This is a genomic window from Embleya sp. AB8 (assembly GCF_049739465.1).
Taxonomy (GTDB): domain Bacteria; phylum Actinomycetota; class Actinomycetes; order Streptomycetales; family Streptomycetaceae; genus Embleya.
The window spans coordinates 147,012-165,456 of sequence record NZ_JBMHHY010000016.1; the positions used below are offsets into that span (position 1 = coordinate 147,012).

The window sequence follows — 18,445 nt, forward strand, 5'->3', positions numbered from 1 at the left end:
GGCCAGTGGTCAATAATCGGCCCGCATCGCCGTGCGTACCTCGCGCAGTGTCGCGTCGGCGATGGCGTCGACTCGGGCGTTGCCCTCGCGCAGGATTCGGCGGACCTGGGGGAGGTCGCGGGCGTATTCGGCGCGGCGGGCCCGGATCGGGGCCAGGAACTCGTTGACCGCCTCGGTGACCGTGCGCTTGAGCGCGGCGGCGCCGCCCGTACCGATCTGCGCCGCGACATCGTGCGGATCGCCGCCCGTACACAGCGCGGCGAGCAGTACCAGGCCGGCCACCGCCGGCCGGTTCACCGGGTCGTAGTCGATGTGGCGGTCGGCGTCGGTCTTGGCGCCGCGGATCAGCCGGGCCGTCTCGTCCGCGTCCGCCGCGAGGGCGATCGTGTTGCCTCGGCTCTTGCTCATCTTGGTGCCGTCGGTGCCCGGGAGCAGCGGCGCGGCCGAGAGCAGCGCGTCGGGTTCGGGGAAGACCGGCCCGTCGGCGCCCGGATACCGGTCGTTGAACCGGCGGGCGATGGTCCGGGTGAGTTCGAGGTGGGGCAACTGGTCCTGGCCGACCGGGACCAGGTTGGCCTTGCAGGACAGGATGTCGGCCGCCTGGTGGGCGGGGTAGGTGAGCATCAGCCCGCTGACGGCGGCCTGCCGCGAGTGTGCGATCTCGTCCTTGACCGTCGGGTTGCGGCCGAGTTCGGCGACCGAGACCAGGCTCAGGAAGGGCAGCAGCAGCTGGTTGAGTGCCGGGATCGCGCTGTGCGTGAAGATCGTGCTGCGCGCCGGGTCGATCCCGATGGCCAGGTAGTCGAGCAACAACCCCTCGACGTACTCCACCAGGTGGTCCGCCACGTCCCGATCGGTCAGCACCTGATAGTCGGGGATGATGACGAACGTCTCGACGCCGAGGTCCTGAAGCCGCACCCGATTGTGCAGGGTGCCGAAGTAATGCCCCAGATGCAGCCGTCCGGTCGGCCGATCCCCGGTGAGCACCCGAAAGCGCCCCGGCTCTTGCCGAATCCGCTCCTCGAGGAGCGCACTTCGAGCCTGTGCGGGAGTCGTCTCCGGCGGAAGCGAAGAAGTGGTCACGATCTTTCTCCTGGTCGATAGGTGGGCCGCCGTCCCGACGACCCACCCCGATCCAGGGCACGAAAAAAGGGCCGTCCGTCCGAACGACCCTGGGCAAGCACAAACCGGCGGTCGCTCCTACTCGGAGCGCCACCAGCTCGAACCCGAACCCACCACGTGTTGCATACATCGAGAATAGCCCGTACCCCCGTCCCGCCGACAACCCCGTTGCCGGCACCCCGACACCGCTCCCGAGGTGGCCCGATGATCACACCACCGCTGTGGGAACGCCCGCTGCACCAGCGCGGGGCCGTCTCGAAGGTGTTCCTCGACCCGGACCACGTGACGGTCCTCGAACGATGCAGCCGGCTCGTGCGACTGAACCGCCGGGACGGCTCGGTGCTGTGGGACACCCACGTCGGCGCCTGGCCTCGGGACATCGTGCGCGCGGACGACGCGTATCTCGTCCTCGCGCCGACTCCGGACCGGCTGACCTGCCTCGACGTCGCCACCGGGACGATCCGTTGGCAGGTGGACGTCATGCCGTGCACCGGGCACATCGCGGTGATCGGGGACGTGGTGCTGATCGGCGGGTGGCGCGACGGCACCCCGACGCGGGCGTACGACCTGCGCACCGGCGCACCGCTCTGGCACGCACCGCACCCCCGGGCCGTCGTGCCGGCCGCCCGGTTGGGGGCGGACGCCGTGTCGGCGCGGGTGCGGAGTTCGCGGGTGTCGGTGTTCGAGCCCCGGACCGGTGCCGAGGTACGGCGGATCCGGCTGCCGGACGCGCTCGACGAGATGCACGACACCGCGGCGTTCGTACCGATGGGCTCCGGTCGGCTGCTCGTGCGGCGCGGCGCGAATTCGGCGGCGGTGCTTCGGGAAGGGTCGGACGTGGTGGCGGAGTTGCCGCTGGGCGGTGCCGAACTGCCGTTCGGAGTGCCGGAGTACGCCGCCGGCACGCTGTTCGTCCGGGAGGGCCGAACCGCCTTCCGAGCCGTCGATCCCGCCGACGGCTCGCTCCGTTGGCGCGTGGACATCGCGCAGTCGCTCGCCCACGGGGTGGCCCCCACCACGTCCGGATTCGCCGTGGTCACCGGCAACGGCACGCTGCTCGACCTCGACCCCCAGGGACACGTCGTGCGGCGCCTGTCGCTGCACCGCAGGGTCGCCGAGGTGCGTGGGGACGGTGGCCCGGAGGTGTTCGTACTCGCGCGCGGCACGGTGATGGCGGTGGCCACCGGTCCCGCCGGTTGACGATCGGCGGGCCGGCCGGGTCGGCACAATTGGGGCGTTCCGGGATATCGGCGGGCGCTCGGGTGCGGAGCTTCCGAGGAAAAGGGCCCGTCGGGGTTGTCCGGGGCGCTACCGTCGGGGTCAGGACCCGATGCCCACCGGCTCGATCCGTCCACGCTGCCGACCCCCGGGCGGCGGGTCCGGAACACCCGCCAGGAAAGGCCCACCGTGCCGCACCCATTGCTCGACGCCATCGACACCGCACAGGATCCCGGCGATTTCCTGCGCTCGATCGGAACCGTGCACACGACGTTCGGCGACCAGGACTCGGGTGCGGTCTCCTACGGTGTGCGTGCCGATGGGGACTGGTTCGTCAAGACCGGCCCCAACCCCGCGTCCGCGCTCAGCCTGCGCCGCGCGATCGACCTGCACGCGCACGTCCGGCACCCGGCGATCGTGCCCGTGCTGCACACCTTCACCGCGAACGGCGTCCCGGTCACGGTGGGCCCGTGGCGGGCGGGCGAGGTGCTCTACCACTCGACGGTCAAGCGCGCGGGCAAGTTGCTGCGGACCGGCGCCGCCTCGCCGCTCGCCCGCTTCCGCGCGCTGCCCCTGGACCACGTACACGCCGCCCTGGACGCGATCCTCGACGCCCACCGGATGATCGACGCGGCCGGCTATGTGGGCGTCGACTGGTACGACGGCTGTGTCCTGTACGACTTCGCCGCCCGCCGGGTGCACCTGATCGACCTGGACGAGTACCGCAGCGCGCCGTTCGTCCTGGACACCGCCCGGCTCTCCGGGTCGGTGCGCTACATGCCGCCCGAGCACACCCGGCGCGGCGCGCTGGTCACCCGCGCCGGCACCGTGTTCCTGCTCGGCCGTACGCTGCGCCTGCTCCTGGACGCGGGCGACGAGGAACGTGCCTGGCGCGGCACGCTGGCCCAGCTCGCGGTGGTCGAACGTGCGACCCGGCGCGACCCGGCGGAGCGCTACTCGAACGTCACCGAACTCTTCGACGCGTGGAGCGCGGTCGCGCCGGCGGGCCTGGTCTCCGGTACATACCGGGTATAAGGCTCGTTCTCGGTACGCACCGGGCATCCCTCGGAGCCTCCGGGCGTCCCCGGGAATCCCCGGGTGCCCCAGGGAGTCCTCGGCCAGGCGGGCCGCCGAACGGCTCGTCGCCGCCGATCCCGGAGGTGCCCTGCCACAGCCGTACATCCCACATCACGCACGCCCCGACGCCGGGGCTGGGGCCGGGGCCGGGGCGGGGCCGGGGCCGGGGCCGGGGCCGGGGCCGGGGCCGGGGCCGGGGCCGGGGCCGGGGCCGGGGCCGGCCAAGGCTCTCGCCGAATCAGACTGGGATCTTTCTTTCAGGAAGCCTTCCTGATAGTTTAACGGGCCATGACGCAGACTTCCCCGTCGCCGGCCTGCCCGCCCGCAGGTTCGGCCGCCGCCCCCGACGCCGCCCGAGTCGCCGAGGCCGGCCGGGCCCGGATCGCCGCGTGCCTGATCTTTGCCGTGCACGGCGCCATCGGCGGCGGCTTCGCCTCCCGGCTGCCCTGGCTGCGCGAGCATCTCGACCTCAGCGCGGGCCAGTTGGGCTTCGCGCTGGCCGCCCCCGCGGTCGGTGCCTCGCTGGCCATGCCGCTGGCCGCGTCGCTGGTGCACCGGCACAGCGGCCGGACCGCGCTGCGTTGGCTGATCGTGGTGTGGTGCGCGGTGCCGCTGCTCGCGGTGTTCGCCCCCGGCCTGCCGTGGTTGTGCGCGGCGCTGCTGGTCTTCGGCGTCGGCGCCGGGATGTCCGACGTCGCGATGAACACGCAGGGCCTGGTCGTCGAACAGCGGGTCGGCCGCTCGACGTTGCCACTGCTGCACGGGATGTGGAGCGCCGGCGCCCTGGTCGGCGCGGGCCTTGGGGCCGCCGCCGCGTTCGCCGGCCTGGACGCCCGGATCCACCTGGCCGCCCTGGCCGTACTGTTCGCCGCGGCCGGTTGGCAGGCGGGCCGCAACCTCCTCGACGCACGGCCGGCCGCCGACGCCAAGGCCCCACCGCGCTTCGTGCTGCCGTCCCGGGCGGTGCTGGCGATCGGCGCGGTCGGGTTCTGCGCGGTATTCGCCGAGGGTGCCGGGGCGAACTGGAGTGCGGTACACCTCGAACAGGTCGCGCACGCCTCCCCCGGCGTCGCGGCCCTGGCCTTCACCGGCTTCACCGCCACGATGACGCTGGCCCGGCTGCTGTCCGGCCCGGTGGTGGACCGATTCGGGGTGATCCGTACGGTCCGCGCCGGCGCGGTCCTGGCCACGATCGGCGCGACCGTGGTGGCCGCCACCCACTCCGCACTGCCCGCCGCCCTCGGCTTCGCCCTCCTGGGCGTGGGCGTATCGGCGGTGCTCCCCCTCACCTTCGCCGCCGCCGGCCGCACCGGCGAGGACCCGAGCCGGTCCATCGCCGGCGTGGCCACCGTCACCTACACGTCCGGCCTGATCGCCCCCGCCATCGTCGGCACGATCGCCGACCACACGTCCCTGGGCACGTCGTTCGCGTTGGTGGCGGTGCTCACGGCAACGTTGATCCCGACGGCGCGGCTACTCGGCGGCCCCTCCGAGGCACCGAAGGCGCCCGGTCGGGCCGGGCGTTGGGCTCTCCGCCGATGAGAATCCGGTAACCGCCGAGTTCGACCAGCCGACCCCAAAGCCGCCGGGCCGGCCTGGCCGCCAGGTGATCGGCAAACGACGAGGGTGGGCGGGACGGGGGGTGGATCGCCCGGGGTGCGCGTGTGTGTGCTCCGGCGTGTGGGTGGGGTGGTGGGGGTTTTGTGCTCCATCCGGGGCTCACGGGTGGGCGTGATCGGTCGGATCGGGGGAAATCATGGCGGTGTTGTTCGGGTTCGCACTTCGGATGGGGCGGCTTCGAGTTGGTTCGTCGCTCCGGTCTGCGCGGTCGTCTCGCCATGTGGTGTCGGCGCGTTCGTCGGCTGCGCTTTGTGGGCCGCTGCCGCCCGAAAGCCGCCTCTCGGTCTTGGCGATGTGGCGTGGGGTGCGGCGGGTCTTGGGTTCGGTCGAGGGAGTTGTTCGTGTCTGGTCTGGAACTTCCGCTTCTGGAGTATCCGTTCGGGTGGCAGGTCAGTCCGCTGGCCGACGAGGTGGATGAAGGGTCCTATCGGTGGGGGCTGGAGCGTGGCATCTACTGCCTGGGGGATCCGGGGGAGTATCGCGGGACCCGGGTGGGGTGGTTGGCGGCCTGGACGGCTCCGGATGCCACGCCGGCGGGTCTGCGGCTGCTGGCTGATTGGCAGATGTGGTTGTTCGCGTTCGACGACGGGTTCTGTGACGAGTCCGAACACGGCGCCTGTCCGTCGACGATGATCCGGCGTGTGGTGGATTTCCTGGGCGTGTTGGAAGCGGGGCCGGATGATTTCCGAACCGGACACGCAACGGACACGAATACGGACACGAATACGGACACGGATACGGACACGAATACGGACACGGATACGGACACGGATAGGGACACGGACGCGGATACGGAAGCGCCGCTTGCGCAGCCGCCACCGGCCGGCGCGGAGTCTCGGCGCGATGTCGAGGCGCGTTTCCGGGGCGTGCTGGGCGAGTTGGGGGTGCGCGTGCGTGAGCGCGCGACGGGCTTTCAGCAGGCCCGGTTCCTCGCCGCCGTACAGGGCTACTTCATGTCGCAGTGCTGGGAGGCGGCCAACAGGTCGGCCGCCGGCGCGGGCGGCGCACCGCCGTCGCCGGCGGAATACGTGCGGATGCGTCGGCACAGCGGCGCGGTACGGACCTGTATCGCGCTGACGGATGTCGCCGCCGGATTCGAGTTGTCGGCGGACGACTACGACGATCCCGAGGTGGTCGCGCTGACGGACATGGCGGTGGACGTGGCCTGTTGGGCCAACGACATCATGTCCTACCCCAAGGAGGTCGCCCGCAGCAGTGTCGTGCACAGCCTTCCCGCCGTCCTGGGCTCCTGGCGCGACCTGGACCCGCAGGAGGCGCTGTGGGTCGCCGCCCGGATGCACGACGACCAGGTGGAGCGCTATCTGGCCGCCGAACGGCCGGTCCGGGCCCGGGCCTCCGAGCCGCTGCGGCGCTACCTGGACGGCCTGCGGTTCTGGATGAGCGGGAATCTGGCCTGGTCCCTGGAGACCGGCCGCTACCCCCGCGACGGCGTACTCGAAGGGCGGGGCCATGGGTGACGCGACCATTGCCGGGCGGGCCCGGGCCGTGCCCACGGTGCGCGGATGGCCGCTGTTGGGCAGCGCGGTGCCGCTGGTCCGGGACCCCCTGGGGTTCTTCGGCTCGCTGCGCTCACGCGGGCCCGTGGTGACGATCCGGATCGGACCGCAGACGATGTACGTGGTCAACGACCCGGCTCTGGTCCGGCAGGTGCTCGTCGATCAGGCGCATTCCTTCGACAAGGGGCGGCAGTACGACAAGTTGCGCCCATGGTGGGGCAACGGCCTGGCCAACTCGGAGGGTGACTTCCACCGGCGGCAGCGGCGGCTGATGCAACCGGCGTTCCACCGGCGGCAGATCGCCGCCTACGTCCCGGCCATGCGCGAGGTCGCCGAGGAGCGGATCGGTGCCTGGCCGAGCGGCCGGACGATCGCCCTGGACGAGGAACTGTACGCACTCACCCTGAGCATGGTGCTGCGCAATCTCTTCGCCGTCGCGGTCGAGGAACGACACCTGGCCACCTTGCAGGCCGCGCTTCCGGTCATCCTCGACGGAGTGTTGTGGCGCTGTCTGGACACCACCGAACTGTTGGAGAAGTTGCCGCTGCCCGCCAACCGGCGCTTCGCCGCGGCCCTGGCCGACATGCACACCACCGTCGACACCGTGATCGCCCGCCATGCCGGCGGCGGTGCCGACCTGTTGACGATGTTGCGGGAGGCCCGGGACCCGGACACCGGCGAAGCCATGTCGCCGCAGCAGGTGCACGACGAGGTGATCACGGTCCTGATGACCGGTGCGGAGACCACCCGTTCCACGCTCAGCTGGGTCTGCCACGAACTCGGCCGCCATCCCGAGATGCAACGCCGGGTGCAGGCCGAGGTGGACGACGTCCTGGCCGGGCAACCGGTGCAGGCCGACCAGCTGGACCGGCTGCCGTACACCCGCAGCGTCATCACCGAGACCCTGCGTGCGTACCCGGTGGTCTGGCTGCTCACCCGCCGCGCCCTGACCGACGTACGCCTGGGCCCCTTCCGCATCCCGGCGGGGGCGGCGGTCTGCTACGTGCCGCATGCCGTCCAGCACGACCCGGCCTGGTATCCCGATCCGGACCGGTTCGACCCCGACCGCTTCAGCACCGGGCAGACCTCGCCGGCCGGTTGCCCGGCGAGCCGGCGCCCCAGGGACACCTTCGTCGCCTTCGGCGCGGGCATCCACTCCTGTATCGGCGAACCCCTCGCCTGGGCCCAGGCCATCACCATCCTGGCCACCCTGGCCCAGCGCTGGACCCTGACCCCGGCGCCACACACCCGAGTTCGCCCCGCGGCCCGAATGCTCCTGCTCCCCGACCACCTCCCCCTGGTCCTGCACCCCCGCCACACCACCACGCACTGAACGACCGAGTCGGAACGACGAAGCCGGAACGACCAAGCCACCACGACGAACCCGGAACAACAAAGCCGGAACAACGAAGCCGGAACGACGAAGCCGGAACGACGAGGAGCGCCATGCCCGACCGCACCCCCCTGTGCCCCGCCACACCGACCGTGCTCGACACTTCGGGCCGTCTCCTCCACCAGCAGGCAGCCCAGCTGCGGGCGCACGGACCGGTGGCCCCGGTCCGACTCCCGGGAGACCTCACGGCCTGGTCGGTGACTCGCGGTGAGGTGTTCCGGCACCTGGTCACCCACCCGCACGTCGCGCTGGACGCCCGCCACAACTGGCCCGGTTACCAGCCGGGCAGCATCCCGTGGTTGGCCCCGTGGATCGACGAGGTCTCCATGCTCACCACCGACGGAGCCGACCATCGCCGCCTGCGCGGCCTGATCGCCCAGGCCTTCAGCCCTCGCCGCGTCGAGGCCCTGCGGCCCGCCGTACAGGCGACGGTCGACGCTCTCCTCGACCGTCTCGCGGAGCTGCCGGCCGAGGACGGCGTCGTCGATCTGCGCGAGCATTTCTGCCGCCGCATCCCCAGCCAGGTGATCTGCGACCTGTTCGGCGTCCCCGATCGGGAACGCGCCAGGCTGCTGCACGCCCTCGAGATCCTGCCCGCCACGGTCGAGGATCCCGACCTCGCGGCGTGGACCACGCAGGAGATCTACACCGTTCTGGAAGACCTCGTCGCCGTCAGGAAGGCCGATCCCGGCGCCGATCTGACCAGCACCCTGCTCGACGCCCACGACGAAGACGGCGACCGGCTCAGCCACCGGGAACTCGTCTGCACGTTGTTCCTGATGATCGGCGCCGGCACCGAAACCGTCGCCGCGCACCTGGACCACACCATCCATGCGCTGCTCACCCATCCCGAGCAACGTGTCACGGCACTTCGCGACCCCGACCGCTGGGACGACGTCTTCGAGGAGTCGCTGCGCCTACAGGCTCCGATCATGCACATGCCCCTGCGCTTCGTCACCGGCGACATCGCCCTCGACGAACACACCACCCTGCGCGCCGGCGACCTGCTGCTGCCCTCCTTCGGCGCGCACGGTCGCGCGCCGGAAGTCCACGACCGCCCCGAGGACTTCGACCTCGACCGAGCCGACAAGCAGCACCTGGCCTTCGGGCACGGGGCACACTTCTGCCTCGGCGCCCACCTCGCCCGGATCGAGTCCACCATCGCGGTATCGGCCCTGTTCGGCCGATTCCCGCAGCTCACCCTCGCCGCCGGGTCCGCCGGCCTCGAACCCGTGCCGTCGTTCATCGTCAACGACTACCGGTCCCTGCCGGTCCTCCTCGGCCCCGCCCGGCGACAACAGACCGGGGACAACGAGCCACGGCCGACCCGACCCTCCCGTGCGCCGGGCCGGGCCGCGCCGGGAGGGAGCGAGTCCGGCCGGCCGAGGCCGGTCTCGCTCGACCATCGCCGGAACGACCGTCCCGACCGGACGGACGCACCGTGCCCGCGCCCAACGCCGTTGCAGCGGCGCCTCGTAGCAGCGATACACCACCAGGGACAACAACACGGACGACGCCATCAACGCGAACACGACGGCGAGCGCGGCCCACGGGGTGAAGGATCGGTCCCCCAGGGCGGCGCGGACGGCCATCATCAGCGGATAGTGCGTGACGTACAGGGCATATGACGCCTCCCCGAGGGCGACGAGCACGGGGTGGGCCATGCGCCGCGTGGTGCCCTGGAGGTCGGCCAGGGCCCGGTGGGCGATGATCGGCGCGAGGAACGGCGCCGCCGCGGCCGCCATTCCGTACTGCGGCGGCAGCACCGGCAGGAGCAGGAAACCGGGGACGATCGGGGCGTATACGGCCCACGGGGTCAACCGTGGCCAGTGGCCGGCCCGGACCAGACGGGCGGTGAGGATGCCCAGCACGAACTCGGGCAGCCTGACCACGGGTAGGACGTAGCCGAACCACAGACTGGTCTCGTTGATCGGTACCCAGTCCAGGGACATCGGGCCCGGCACGAGCGCGGACACGGCCGGCAGCAGCAGGATCAGCACGGCGACGGCGGCCCAGCGGGATCGAAGCCGGTGCACCGGGATCCTGCGGGCGGCGACGAACAGGAGCGGGAAGAGGGCGTAGAAGAACACCTCGCAGGAGAGCGACCAGGCGGGGACGTTGAAGCTGCTGAACCAGCCCGCGCGCGGCACCCAGTCCTGCAGCAGGAACAACCCCGCGACGGCGACCACCGGATCGTGGCCGGGCTGGGTGACGGTGAGCGGCGGGCGGGTCGCGACCGCGAACAACACCACGGTGGCCACCCAGGCGAGCACGTGCGTGGGGTAGATCTTCCACGCGCGGCGGCGCCAGAACGAGCGGGGTCGGTCCCCCTCCCGGTACGACCAGGCCAGCACGAATCCGGACAGGACGAAGAAACCGCTGACCGCCGTCGTGGCCACGGGCATCGTCGTTCGCAGGGCCTGCTGCACGGGTCCGTCGAAAACCTTCGTGACAAAGGCCATGTGACACGTCAGAACCCCGCCGGCGAGCACAAAACGCAGGCTCGTGAGCGAATTCAGCCGCGCCGGTGGCGTCGGGATGGTCATGAGCCGGCGCCGCCTCCTCTCGCACGTCATGCTGCCAACGAGGCGAACCCCTCGAAGGGCACGGCGGGATGCGGCACCGTGACCGGGCCCAGAGCATCCCACCGGCCGGCCGCGCGGTGATCGACCCACGCCGTTCTCGGCAGTGCGGGGGCGCCGAACCGGGAACTCGGAGACGGCGTCCGTACTGCCCGCGGACGGGCCGGATCACGATGTGTGGGTGCGGTTCCTTACCCCGACGACGGAGGTGCCGAACCGCTCACCTGGTCGCGGATGTTCGCCCCCGCGATCGGCATCGCCGAGGACCCCGTCACCGGCAACGGCCACGGTCCCCTGGGCGCCTACCCGGTCCGGCACGGCCTGGCGCCGCTCACCGACGGCGGGTTCGCATTCACCGGGCGGCAGGGCGTCGCGATGGGCCGGCCCGGCGAGGTCGAGGTGCTCGTCCGGGCCGGCGCCGACGGTGCGCTCACGGTCTCGGTCACCGGCGACGCGGTCACCGCGTTCCGGGCCGAACTGCATCTCTGAGCGCGGTCCGGCCCGGACCGCCGCCGACCGGCCCGGCCCGGCGCGGTCGGCGGCGTTGCTCGCGAGAGGGCGCTCAGGAAGGGTCGGACGTACCGGCGCCCGACCCCGACACCGGTCGCGGTCGGCGACCCGGTACGGCGCGCGCATCCTTCGCGAGTTCGCCGGGTCGCCCGAGTAGGGCCGGGCCCGCGGGTCGTTCGACCGGCCGGCCCGGCCGCCGGGCTCAGCCCAACGCCTTGACCAGCTCGGCCGCGAGCGGGGCCGCCGAGGCGGGGTTCTGGCCGGTGTACAGGTTCCGGTCGACCACCACGTGCGGCGCCCACGGCGTGCTCTCTTCGAACTCCACGCCGAGCGCGACCAGCCGGTCCTGAAGCAGCCAGCGGGCCCGGTCGGCGAAGCCCGCCTGGGTCTCCTCGGCATTGGTGAACGCGGTCAGCCGGTAGCCGGCGAACGGCGAGCTGCCGTCCGCCCGCTCGGCCGCCAGCAGCGCGGCCGGCCCATGGCAGACCACGCCGAGCGGTCGGCCCGAGTCCAGCGCCGCGGTGAGCAGCGCGCCGGAGGTCGCGTCGACCGCGAGATCCTCCATCGGCGCATGCCCTCCGGGGTAGAACACCGCCGCGTAGTCGGCGAGTTCGACGTCGGCCAGGGCCAGCGGAGTGCCCAGCGCGGCAAACCGCGCCACCGTGGCCGCCACCTCGGCCGCCCCCTCCGGGCCACCGTTCACCTCGGGCGCCAGACTCGCCGGATCGGGGCTCGGCAGCACCCCGCCGGGCGTCGCGACCACCACCTCGTGACCGGCCGCGGTGAACGCCGCGAACGGGGCCGCCGCCTCGTCGGCCCAAAAGCCGGTCGGATGCCGCGTGCCGTCGGCCAGCGTCCAGAAGTCGGAACCGCTGAGCACGAACAGGATCTTCGCCATCGTCATTTCTCCATTCGGCACCGCAGACGCGCTGTCGCTCTGTCGCTCTGTCGTAGTCGAACGTAGATCCCGCACCCATCACCATTCAAATAGGCTCTCCACCATGAGCCATGAAGAATCCAATGGGTCGCCCGGGTCCCCCGGGTCCACGTCGGCCGGGGCGTCGATACCGGACACCGCTCCGCGCGGTCCGCTGGATCTGACCGTGCTGCGTACCTTCCTCGCGGTGCATCGGGCCGGTTCGTTCACCGGCGCCGCCCGGGTGCTCGGCCTGTCCCAGCCCACGGTGACCACCCAGATCCGCGCGCTGGAGCGCCGGCTGGGCCGAGAGTTGTTCGAACGGCTGCCCCGGGGCGTCGCGGCCACACCCGTCGCGGACGATCTGGCGATCCGGATCGCCGAGCCGTTGGACGCGTTGGCGGAGGTGGCCGAACGGGACCGGTACGGCGCGGACGCACCCGCCGAACCGGTGCATCTGGCCGGTCCCGCCGAGGTCTTGTGTACCCTCGCCCTGCCCGCACTCGCGCCGCTGGTCGAGCGCGGGGTGTTGCTCCGGATCAGTACCGGGATGACCGAGGACCTGCTGGAAGGGCTGCGCGCGGGTCGCTACGACCTGGTGCTCGCCACGACCCGGCCACGCGGGCGCACGCTGGCCGCCGTCCCACTGCTCGACGAGGAGTTCGTCCTGGTCGCGGCGCCGGCCTGGGCCGAGCGGATCGGCGGGCCGGCGCGGGTCGCCGCCGAGGGTCCGGCCGCGCTGCGCGGTGTACCGCTGGTCAGTTACGCCGAGGACCTGCCGATCGCCCGCCGCTACTGGCGACACGTCTTCGGCACCCGGCTCACCGAGCGGGCCGCGATCACCGTCCCGGATCTGCGCGGCGTGCTGGCGGCGGTACTGGCCGGCGCGGGTCTGACCGTACTGCCCCGCTACCTGTGCGCGGCCGAACTGGCCGCCGGCACGCTCGTCGCACTGCTGGTTCCGGACGATCCGCCGATCAACACCGGCTACCTGGTCCGCCGCGCGGGTACGGCGGACCATCCGCAGCTGGCCATGGTCCAGGAGTACCTGGTGCGGGCGGCGCGGGAGTGGTGAGCGGGATCAGCCGCCGGACACCGCCGCATCGAGTTCGGCCAGCAGATCCGGGCCGCTCCAGCGCCGAGCCGCTCCCGCCGGCGCGGCCTCCGCGTCGTGGATCAGCTCGACCAGGCGTGCGTTGGCGGGCGCGGTCAGTCCGTTGCGCTCGGCGATCGCGAGTACCTCGCCCTGGATGTCGGCTATCTCGGTGGGCCGGCCACGTTCCAGGTCCTCCCACATCGAGGAGCGGGCCTGCGCGTCGATCCGCAGCGCCGAACTCGCCAACCGGCGAAACAACGGATCGGGCAGCGCGAGCAGATGCCGGGTACGCGCGGCGGACGCGGGGCCGAGCTTGGCCGGCCGGATCCCCTCGGCCCGGAACGCGGCGAGCGCCTCGCCCTGGCACAGGGCCAGGCAGGCCCGGTAGTCGCGCTGCCCGAGCTGCTCGCGCAGCGGCAGGCCGGACAACGCGTTGATCGCGTTGTTCAGGTTCATCAGCAACTTCGCGTGTTGCACCTCGGGCATGTCCTCGCGCACCTGGACCGGCAGGCCCGCCTCGGCCAGCACGTCCACGAGCGGGATCGCGCGCGGATTCGCGTCGACCATCAGCGCACCGGAGGTGCCCTGGTGGAACACGGCGGACTCGGTACGCAGCACGTTGAACGGCACCATGCCGGCGAGCACGGTGTGCCCGGGCAACGCGGCGCGCAGTACGGCGGTGTTGCGGACGCCGTTCTGCAGGCTGACCACGATCGCCGCCGGGCTCAGCCGCCCGGCCAGTTCCCGACCGGCCTCCGCCGTCGCCGCCGACTTGACGGTGACCAGCACGAAGTCGGCCCCGGTCACCGCGTCCGGCTCGGCGGCCAGGGTCAGCCGCTCGGGCGCGACCTCGGTCGGCGGACGGCCCGCCCCGGTCACCGTCAACCCGTCGGCGAGCGCGGCCAGCACGGCCGGCCGGCCGATCAGGGTGACGTCGGCGAGGGCGGCGAGCCGACCGCCCAGATAGCAGCCGACGCTGCCGGCGCCGAAGATCGCGATCCGGGGTCGGGGCCGCGAACGTGGAGCGGGTTGGGACATGTACAGCCTCCGCTACGGATGGGACAAGCCAGGGGACCAATCCGCAAGGGTACGTCCCCGGACCCGCACTCGCGTTCGACGCATCGGAGGTCGGGTCGGCGACCGGCGCGGGGACCGGTTCGGGCACGATCGGTGGCCCTTCCCAGTCCGGACCCGGTCGGGAAATCCTCGCCGAGCGCAGGGGCGCTTGACCCTGCCGTTGGCGGCAACGTTGAAGCATCGGCGCATGGACTTCACCGAGACCGAGCGCATGGACTTCACCGAGAACGAGAACGAGAACGAGACCGGGAACGAGACCGAGGCCCGGACCGACACCCCCGCCGCCGCCCACCCCCGCGTCGTCCTGATCACCGGCGCGGGAACCGGTATCGGCCGGGCCACGGCGCGCGCGTTCGCAGCCGAGGGGGCGTACGTGATCGCCGTCGGACGCCGCGCCGAGCCGCTCGCCGAGACCGCCGCCGGGCAGGACCGGATCACCCCGTTGACCGCCGACATCACCGCCGAGGGCGAGCCCGAGCAAATCGTGCGCGTCGTCGCCGAGACGTACGGCCGGCTCGACGTACTGGTCAACAACGCCGGCATCGTCGGCACCGGCAACCTCGGCAGCTACACCCGCACGATGATCGACCCGCTGCTCGCCACCAACCTGATCGCACCCGTCCTGCTCACCCAGGCCGCGCTCCCGATCCTGGAGGCCGCACGCGGGGTGATCGTCAACATCACCACGTCGGTCGGACAGCGCGCCTGGCCGGGCAACTCGCTGTACGCCGCGACCAAGACCGGTCTGGAACTGCTCACCCGCAGCTGGGCCGTCGAACTCGCGCCGCGCGGCGTCCGGGTCGTGGCGGTCGCCCCCGGCGCGATCACCACGCCGATCGCCGACCACCAGGGCTGGAGCCCCGAACAACGCGCCGCGATCCGGGCCTGGCAGCTCGCGCACACCCCGCTGGGCCGGATCGGCGAGCCGGAAGAGGTCGCCTGGGCGATCACCGCGCTGACCGCACCCGGCGCCTCCTTCGTCACCGGCGTGGTCCTCCCGGTCGACGGCGGCGCGGTGTTGTCGTAGCCGGTGCGCACCTGTCGGCGCGGGCCCGGCCCCGATCGGATTCGGGGCCGGGCCCGCGTGATAGGTGTGGTGGTGGTACCTATCGGAGGTGTGAGGTGTCCGGATGCGGATCGGTGAACTGGCGAAGGCGACCGGGACGACGCCGCGCGCGCTGCGCCACTACGAGCAGGCGGGGCTGATCGAGTCGACGCGGTCGGCGAACGGCTATCGCGTATACGCCGAGCGGGACGTGGCCCGGGTTCGCTCGATCCGCGATCTGCTCGCGGTCGGCCTGACCCTGGACGACGTACGCGCGTTCCTCCCCTGCCTCGACGCCGGCATCGATGTGGCCGGCCAACCCCCGAGCGCCGCCACCCTCCGCATCGCCCTGGACCGCCTGGCCGTCCTCGACGCCCGAATCGCCGCCCAGACCGAGACCCGCAACACCCTCGCCGCCGCCCTCCACCGAGCCGGCGTGGACCGAATCCGCCCGGTGGCCTGAGCCCGGGCGGGCGGGCGAACGCGCTTGCGGGCGCGTCGAGTTCGGGACACCGCCGACCCGACCGACCACGACGGGGTCGACGAAGTGCCGTTCAGGCTGCGGCTGATGCCCCCCGAGATCACCATCGTCCTGGGGCGTCACCAGGTGATGAGGGCGTACCCATTGCTGCCTGTGCCGCCCACCGAGCCCGGCGCGCCTGCGGCTCCGGCCGCTCCAGGCTGCTGGCCGCCGTTGGAGAGGATGCCGCCGCCGCCGGCGCCGCCGCTGCCACCGCTCCCGCCGACGCCGGTGCCGGCGGGCGGGGTCACGGAGGTCGACGGCAGCGCACCGCCGGCGCCCCCCTTGCCGCCGCTGCCACCAATGCCGCCACGCTCGCCGGCACCGCCCCTGTTCGTGGTGCCCCGGCCGCCGGTGATACCCATCGTGCCGACCGTGCCTGCGCTGCCGGTGCCGCCTGGGACACCGCTGAGAACCGTGGCCCCCGTACCGCCGTAGCAACCGCCCGTCGACCCGTTCACACCGGCTCCACCCGGCCCGGCCGGGCCGGCAGCGCCGCCCGCGCCTCCTGCCCCTCCCGAGCCTCCGATCTTGCCGTTCTCGCCACCTCCGCCACCCCCGCCGCCGTTCCCGCCACCTGTCGGATTCCCGTTGGGACCCCCCAGGGCAAGCACCCTCTTGAATCCCCCCGGGGACTGGAGGCCGGTGTCCACCACGACGTTCGCGCCCTTCGTGGACTGGGAGCTATAGCCCCCGGCGCCGCCATGGCCGCCCGTATTGCCGGGCGCACCGCTCGTCAGGGTCGAGCCCTCGGCACCTCCGGAGCCGCCACTTCCCGCGCTTCCACCAGGCCCGGAGGTTGGCTGCGGGCCACCGATGAAGCCGATGTCGAGGTGTTCCCCCGGGGTGACGGCCAGGGTGCAGCTGGTGTAGCTGCCGCCGGCTCCGCCACCACCCCCTCCGCCGCCGCTGCCGCCGGCACCCCCACCGCCGCCGCCCCCACCGATGGGATTGGCGATCAAAGGTGCCTTGCTGCCTCCGCCGCCGCCCCCGCCCCCGCCCCCGCCGGCACCTGCCGAGCCGCCCGCACCGCCACCGCCCCAGACATACACGGTGACAGCCGTCACTCCCGCTGGAACAGTGAACGTTCCATCGCTGGTTCGACCACGGCGTCACCCACGTTCGCGGCTCCGAGGAAGAATGTCCCGAGCAAGGCGAGCTCCTCGCACCACGACTGCTTCATGCCGTGGGACGATGCCTTCCGGAGCCTCGCGAACCTCCGAAGGCCCGAGCACCATACCTCGGCGCCGAGGAACCCGAACTCCGGGTGGAACTCTCCCTCCGTACGCATATCGCCCCCGTAGACGGGCAGTTCGCGGACACCCCCGACGAGGCGAGCGCCTGCAGGTAGGCAACCGCCGGTTCGTCCCGGGAGCGGAAGTGGGCGTAGCGAGTCCGCTTGGACACGATGACCTATCCCGCGCGCTCTTGAGACCTGCCCACGGCGTCGCCGGGTGCGCGGTCAGAATCGGTGCAGGCAGTGTGGGGAGCGTTCGGCGCGGAAGAGTTCGTCGGCCAAAGTGGCCGCGCCCGGGCGGTGGGCCCGGATGTGTCCGGCACGCACGAGCGTGCTCGGGGTGGTGCCGCCGAGGTAGACCGAGCCCAGGTCGGTCACGTCCAGGGACAGGTCGGGCTCGCGGTCCGTCGGGACGCAGTCGGCCCGGCCGTTCCGGACGGTCAGCAGGTGGCGGCCGTGCTCGCCGAGGAACGGGTCGTCCACGTCGAGGACAAGCTCGCCGTCCGTGCGCCAACCGCGCGCGGTCAGCGCACGCGGGACGTCCAGCAGCCGCACCCACAGCCAGTCGGTGTCGTGGCTCACCTGGCCGGCGTTGAAGTCCGCAAGCTGCCAGCGCAGCGGGTGCTCGGGCGGGAAGTGCTCGAACACGACCTGCGCGACCAGGTCGTGTTCGAGCACGAAGCGGGCCAGGGCCGTGTAGGCGACGTCGTCGACGGCGATGGTCTCGTCGACTGTCAAGGTGTCGGACTCGCCGAGCGAGTAGCTTGCGTATCCGTCCGGCACGCCGTCGGCGTCCCGGTGGACGGCGACATAACGCGGCGCCCGAGAGATCGGTGCGTGCCCCGCGCCCGAGGCCCACCAGTGATGCGGCCGGGACAGTGCACCGGGCTGGGTGCGGCGATAGCGGTCGTAGACCTCTTCCAGGATCTCGCCACACTCGGCCCGCCGTAGCAGCTCGACCGAGCCGAAGTCCGAGCCGAGGTCCGAGCCGGAGTCCAAGCCGGCATCCGAACCGACGTCCGAGCCGGTCACCGGCGCGTCGGCCGTGCCATGCGCCCGGGGGAGGGCGAAGGCGGCCCGGTGGCGCGGCACCGTCAGCCGCTGCGTGTAGGTCGCCGGTCCGTAGCCGAACCTGCGGTAGATCAGGGCCTCGGAGGCCAGCAGTACGGAGAGGAACTCCCCTCGGGCGCGCAGCTCGGTGAGCTGATGCCGCATCATCGCGCGGAGCACGCCCCGGCGCCGGTGCGAGGGCAGGACGCCGACGGCGGTCACCCCGGAGGTCGGGACGAGCATCCCACCGGGCAGGGTGAGCTCGAAGGAGAATGCACCGGCGGTGCCGACGGGCCGCCCGTCCGACGTCACGGCAAGCAGGTTGCGGTCCATCTCGAGCGCCGACCACCACACCCCCTCGCCCTCGGCGGGGGTATCCCGGAAGCGCCCGAACGCGGCATGGAGCGTGTCGACGAAGACGTCGAGGTCCTGGTCGGTCGTGGAACGGATCTCCATTGTTGCCGC

General features: G+C 72.4%; 15 protein-coding genes and 1 pseudogene. 10 read left to right on the forward strand and 6 right to left on the reverse strand.

What is annotated here, in order from left to right; genetic code table 11:
• Nucleotides 1-9: 9 nt before the first annotated feature.
• Complete coding sequence (trpS, locus tag ABIA38_RS24525) at nucleotides 10-1,083, reverse strand: tryptophan--tRNA ligase (RefSeq protein ID WP_424640956.1); 1,074 nt, start codon at nucleotides 1,081-1,083, stop codon at nucleotides 10-12.
• A 243-nt stretch (nucleotides 1,084-1,326) separates the two neighbouring features.
• Here trpS and ABIA38_RS24530 point away from each other — a divergent pair, with 243 nt between their 5' ends.
• From ABIA38_RS24530 to ABIA38_RS24555, 6 genes are all read left to right on the forward strand, one after another.
• Nucleotides 1,327-2,322, forward strand: a complete 996-nt coding sequence (locus ABIA38_RS24530) for a PQQ-binding-like beta-propeller repeat protein (RefSeq protein WP_424640957.1) — start codon at nucleotides 1,327-1,329, stop codon at nucleotides 2,320-2,322.
• Between the two features lie 207 nt (nucleotides 2,323-2,529).
• Entirely contained in the window at nucleotides 2,530-3,375 is an 846-nt protein-coding gene (locus ABIA38_RS24535; RefSeq protein WP_424640958.1) for a serine/threonine protein kinase, read from the forward strand.
• 330 nt (nucleotides 3,376-3,705) lie between these two features.
• A complete protein-coding gene (locus ABIA38_RS24540; RefSeq protein WP_424640959.1) occupies nucleotides 3,706-4,959 on the forward strand; it encodes an MFS transporter in 1,254 nt (417 codons plus the stop codon).
• Between the two features lie 419 nt (nucleotides 4,960-5,378).
• The gene (locus ABIA38_RS24545) at nucleotides 5,379-6,515 is read left to right on the forward strand and encodes a terpene synthase family protein (protein WP_424640960.1); all 1,137 of its coding nucleotides are present in this window, start codon (nucleotides 5,379-5,381) and stop codon (nucleotides 6,513-6,515) included.
• The gene (locus tag ABIA38_RS24550; protein WP_424640961.1) at nucleotides 6,508-7,887 is read left to right on the forward strand and encodes a cytochrome P450; all 1,380 of its coding nucleotides are present in this window, start codon (nucleotides 6,508-6,510) and stop codon (nucleotides 7,885-7,887) included. Before ABIA38_RS24545 ends, ABIA38_RS24550 begins: the two co-directional genes overlap by 8 nt.
• A gap of 386 nt (nucleotides 7,888-8,273) precedes the next feature.
• On the forward strand, nucleotides 8,274-9,575 hold the full coding sequence (locus tag ABIA38_RS24555; protein ID WP_424641047.1) for a cytochrome P450: 1,302 nt from the start codon (nucleotides 8,274-8,276) through the stop codon (nucleotides 9,573-9,575).
• Here the strand turns inward: ABIA38_RS24555 and ABIA38_RS24560 are convergent.
• Nucleotides 9,489-10,523: pseudogene (locus tag ABIA38_RS24560) on the reverse strand (acyltransferase family protein); the annotation flags it as partial. The gene ABIA38_RS24555 and the pseudogene ABIA38_RS24560 sit on opposite strands and share 87 nt — an antisense overlap.
• Nucleotides 10,524-10,706: 183 nt before the next feature.
• On the opposite strand from ABIA38_RS24560, the gene ABIA38_RS24565 reads away from it, so the two are divergent.
• Nucleotides 10,707-11,018: a PhzF family phenazine biosynthesis protein gene (locus ABIA38_RS24565; RefSeq protein WP_424640962.1), complete on the forward strand. Its 312-nt coding sequence runs from the start codon at nucleotides 10,707-10,709 to the stop codon at nucleotides 11,016-11,018.
• A 223-nt stretch (nucleotides 11,019-11,241) separates the two neighbouring features.
• Here ABIA38_RS24565 and ABIA38_RS24570 read toward each other — a convergent pair whose 3' ends face one another.
• Nucleotides 11,242-11,937 carry a type 1 glutamine amidotransferase domain-containing protein gene (locus ABIA38_RS24570; protein ID WP_424640963.1) on the reverse strand — a complete coding sequence of 232 codons (696 nt, stop codon included), beginning with the start codon at nucleotides 11,935-11,937 and terminating at the stop codon, nucleotides 11,242-11,244.
• A 103-nt stretch (nucleotides 11,938-12,040) separates the two neighbouring features.
• Here ABIA38_RS24570 and ABIA38_RS24575 point away from each other — a divergent pair, with 103 nt between their 5' ends.
• Nucleotides 12,041-13,030 carry a LysR family transcriptional regulator gene (locus ABIA38_RS24575; protein WP_424640964.1) on the forward strand — a complete coding sequence of 330 codons (990 nt, stop codon included), beginning with the start codon at nucleotides 12,041-12,043 and terminating at the stop codon, nucleotides 13,028-13,030.
• 6 nt (nucleotides 13,031-13,036) lie between these two features.
• On the opposite strand, the gene ABIA38_RS24580 is transcribed toward ABIA38_RS24575, so the two are convergent.
• Nucleotides 13,037-14,089, reverse strand: a complete 1,053-nt coding sequence (locus ABIA38_RS24580; RefSeq protein ID WP_424640965.1) for a 2-dehydropantoate 2-reductase — start codon at nucleotides 14,087-14,089, stop codon at nucleotides 13,037-13,039.
• Nucleotides 14,090-14,315: 226 nt separating this feature from the next.
• Here ABIA38_RS24580 and ABIA38_RS24585 point away from each other — a divergent pair, with 226 nt between their 5' ends.
• Both ABIA38_RS24585 and ABIA38_RS24590 read left to right on the forward strand, forming a co-directional pair.
• Entirely contained in the window at nucleotides 14,316-15,155 is an 840-nt protein-coding gene (locus tag ABIA38_RS24585) for an SDR family NAD(P)-dependent oxidoreductase (protein ID WP_424640966.1), read from the forward strand.
• Nucleotides 15,156-15,258: 103 nt separating this feature from the next.
• Entirely contained in the window at nucleotides 15,259-15,636 is a 378-nt protein-coding gene (locus tag ABIA38_RS24590) for a MerR family transcriptional regulator (protein WP_424640967.1), read from the forward strand.
• Nucleotides 15,637-15,773: 137 nt separating this feature from the next.
• On the opposite strand, the gene ABIA38_RS24595 is transcribed toward ABIA38_RS24590, so the two are convergent.
• Together ABIA38_RS24595 and ABIA38_RS24600 are read right to left on the reverse strand one after the other, a co-directional pair.
• Complete coding sequence (locus ABIA38_RS24595; protein ID WP_424640968.1) at nucleotides 15,774-16,058, reverse strand: hypothetical protein; 285 nt, start codon at nucleotides 16,056-16,058, stop codon at nucleotides 15,774-15,776.
• 1,097 nt (nucleotides 16,059-17,155) lie between these two features.
• A complete protein-coding gene (locus ABIA38_RS24600; RefSeq protein ID WP_424640969.1) occupies nucleotides 17,156-18,436 on the reverse strand; it encodes a GNAT family N-acetyltransferase in 1,281 nt (426 codons plus the stop codon).
• Nucleotides 18,437-18,445: the final 9 nt, after the last annotated feature.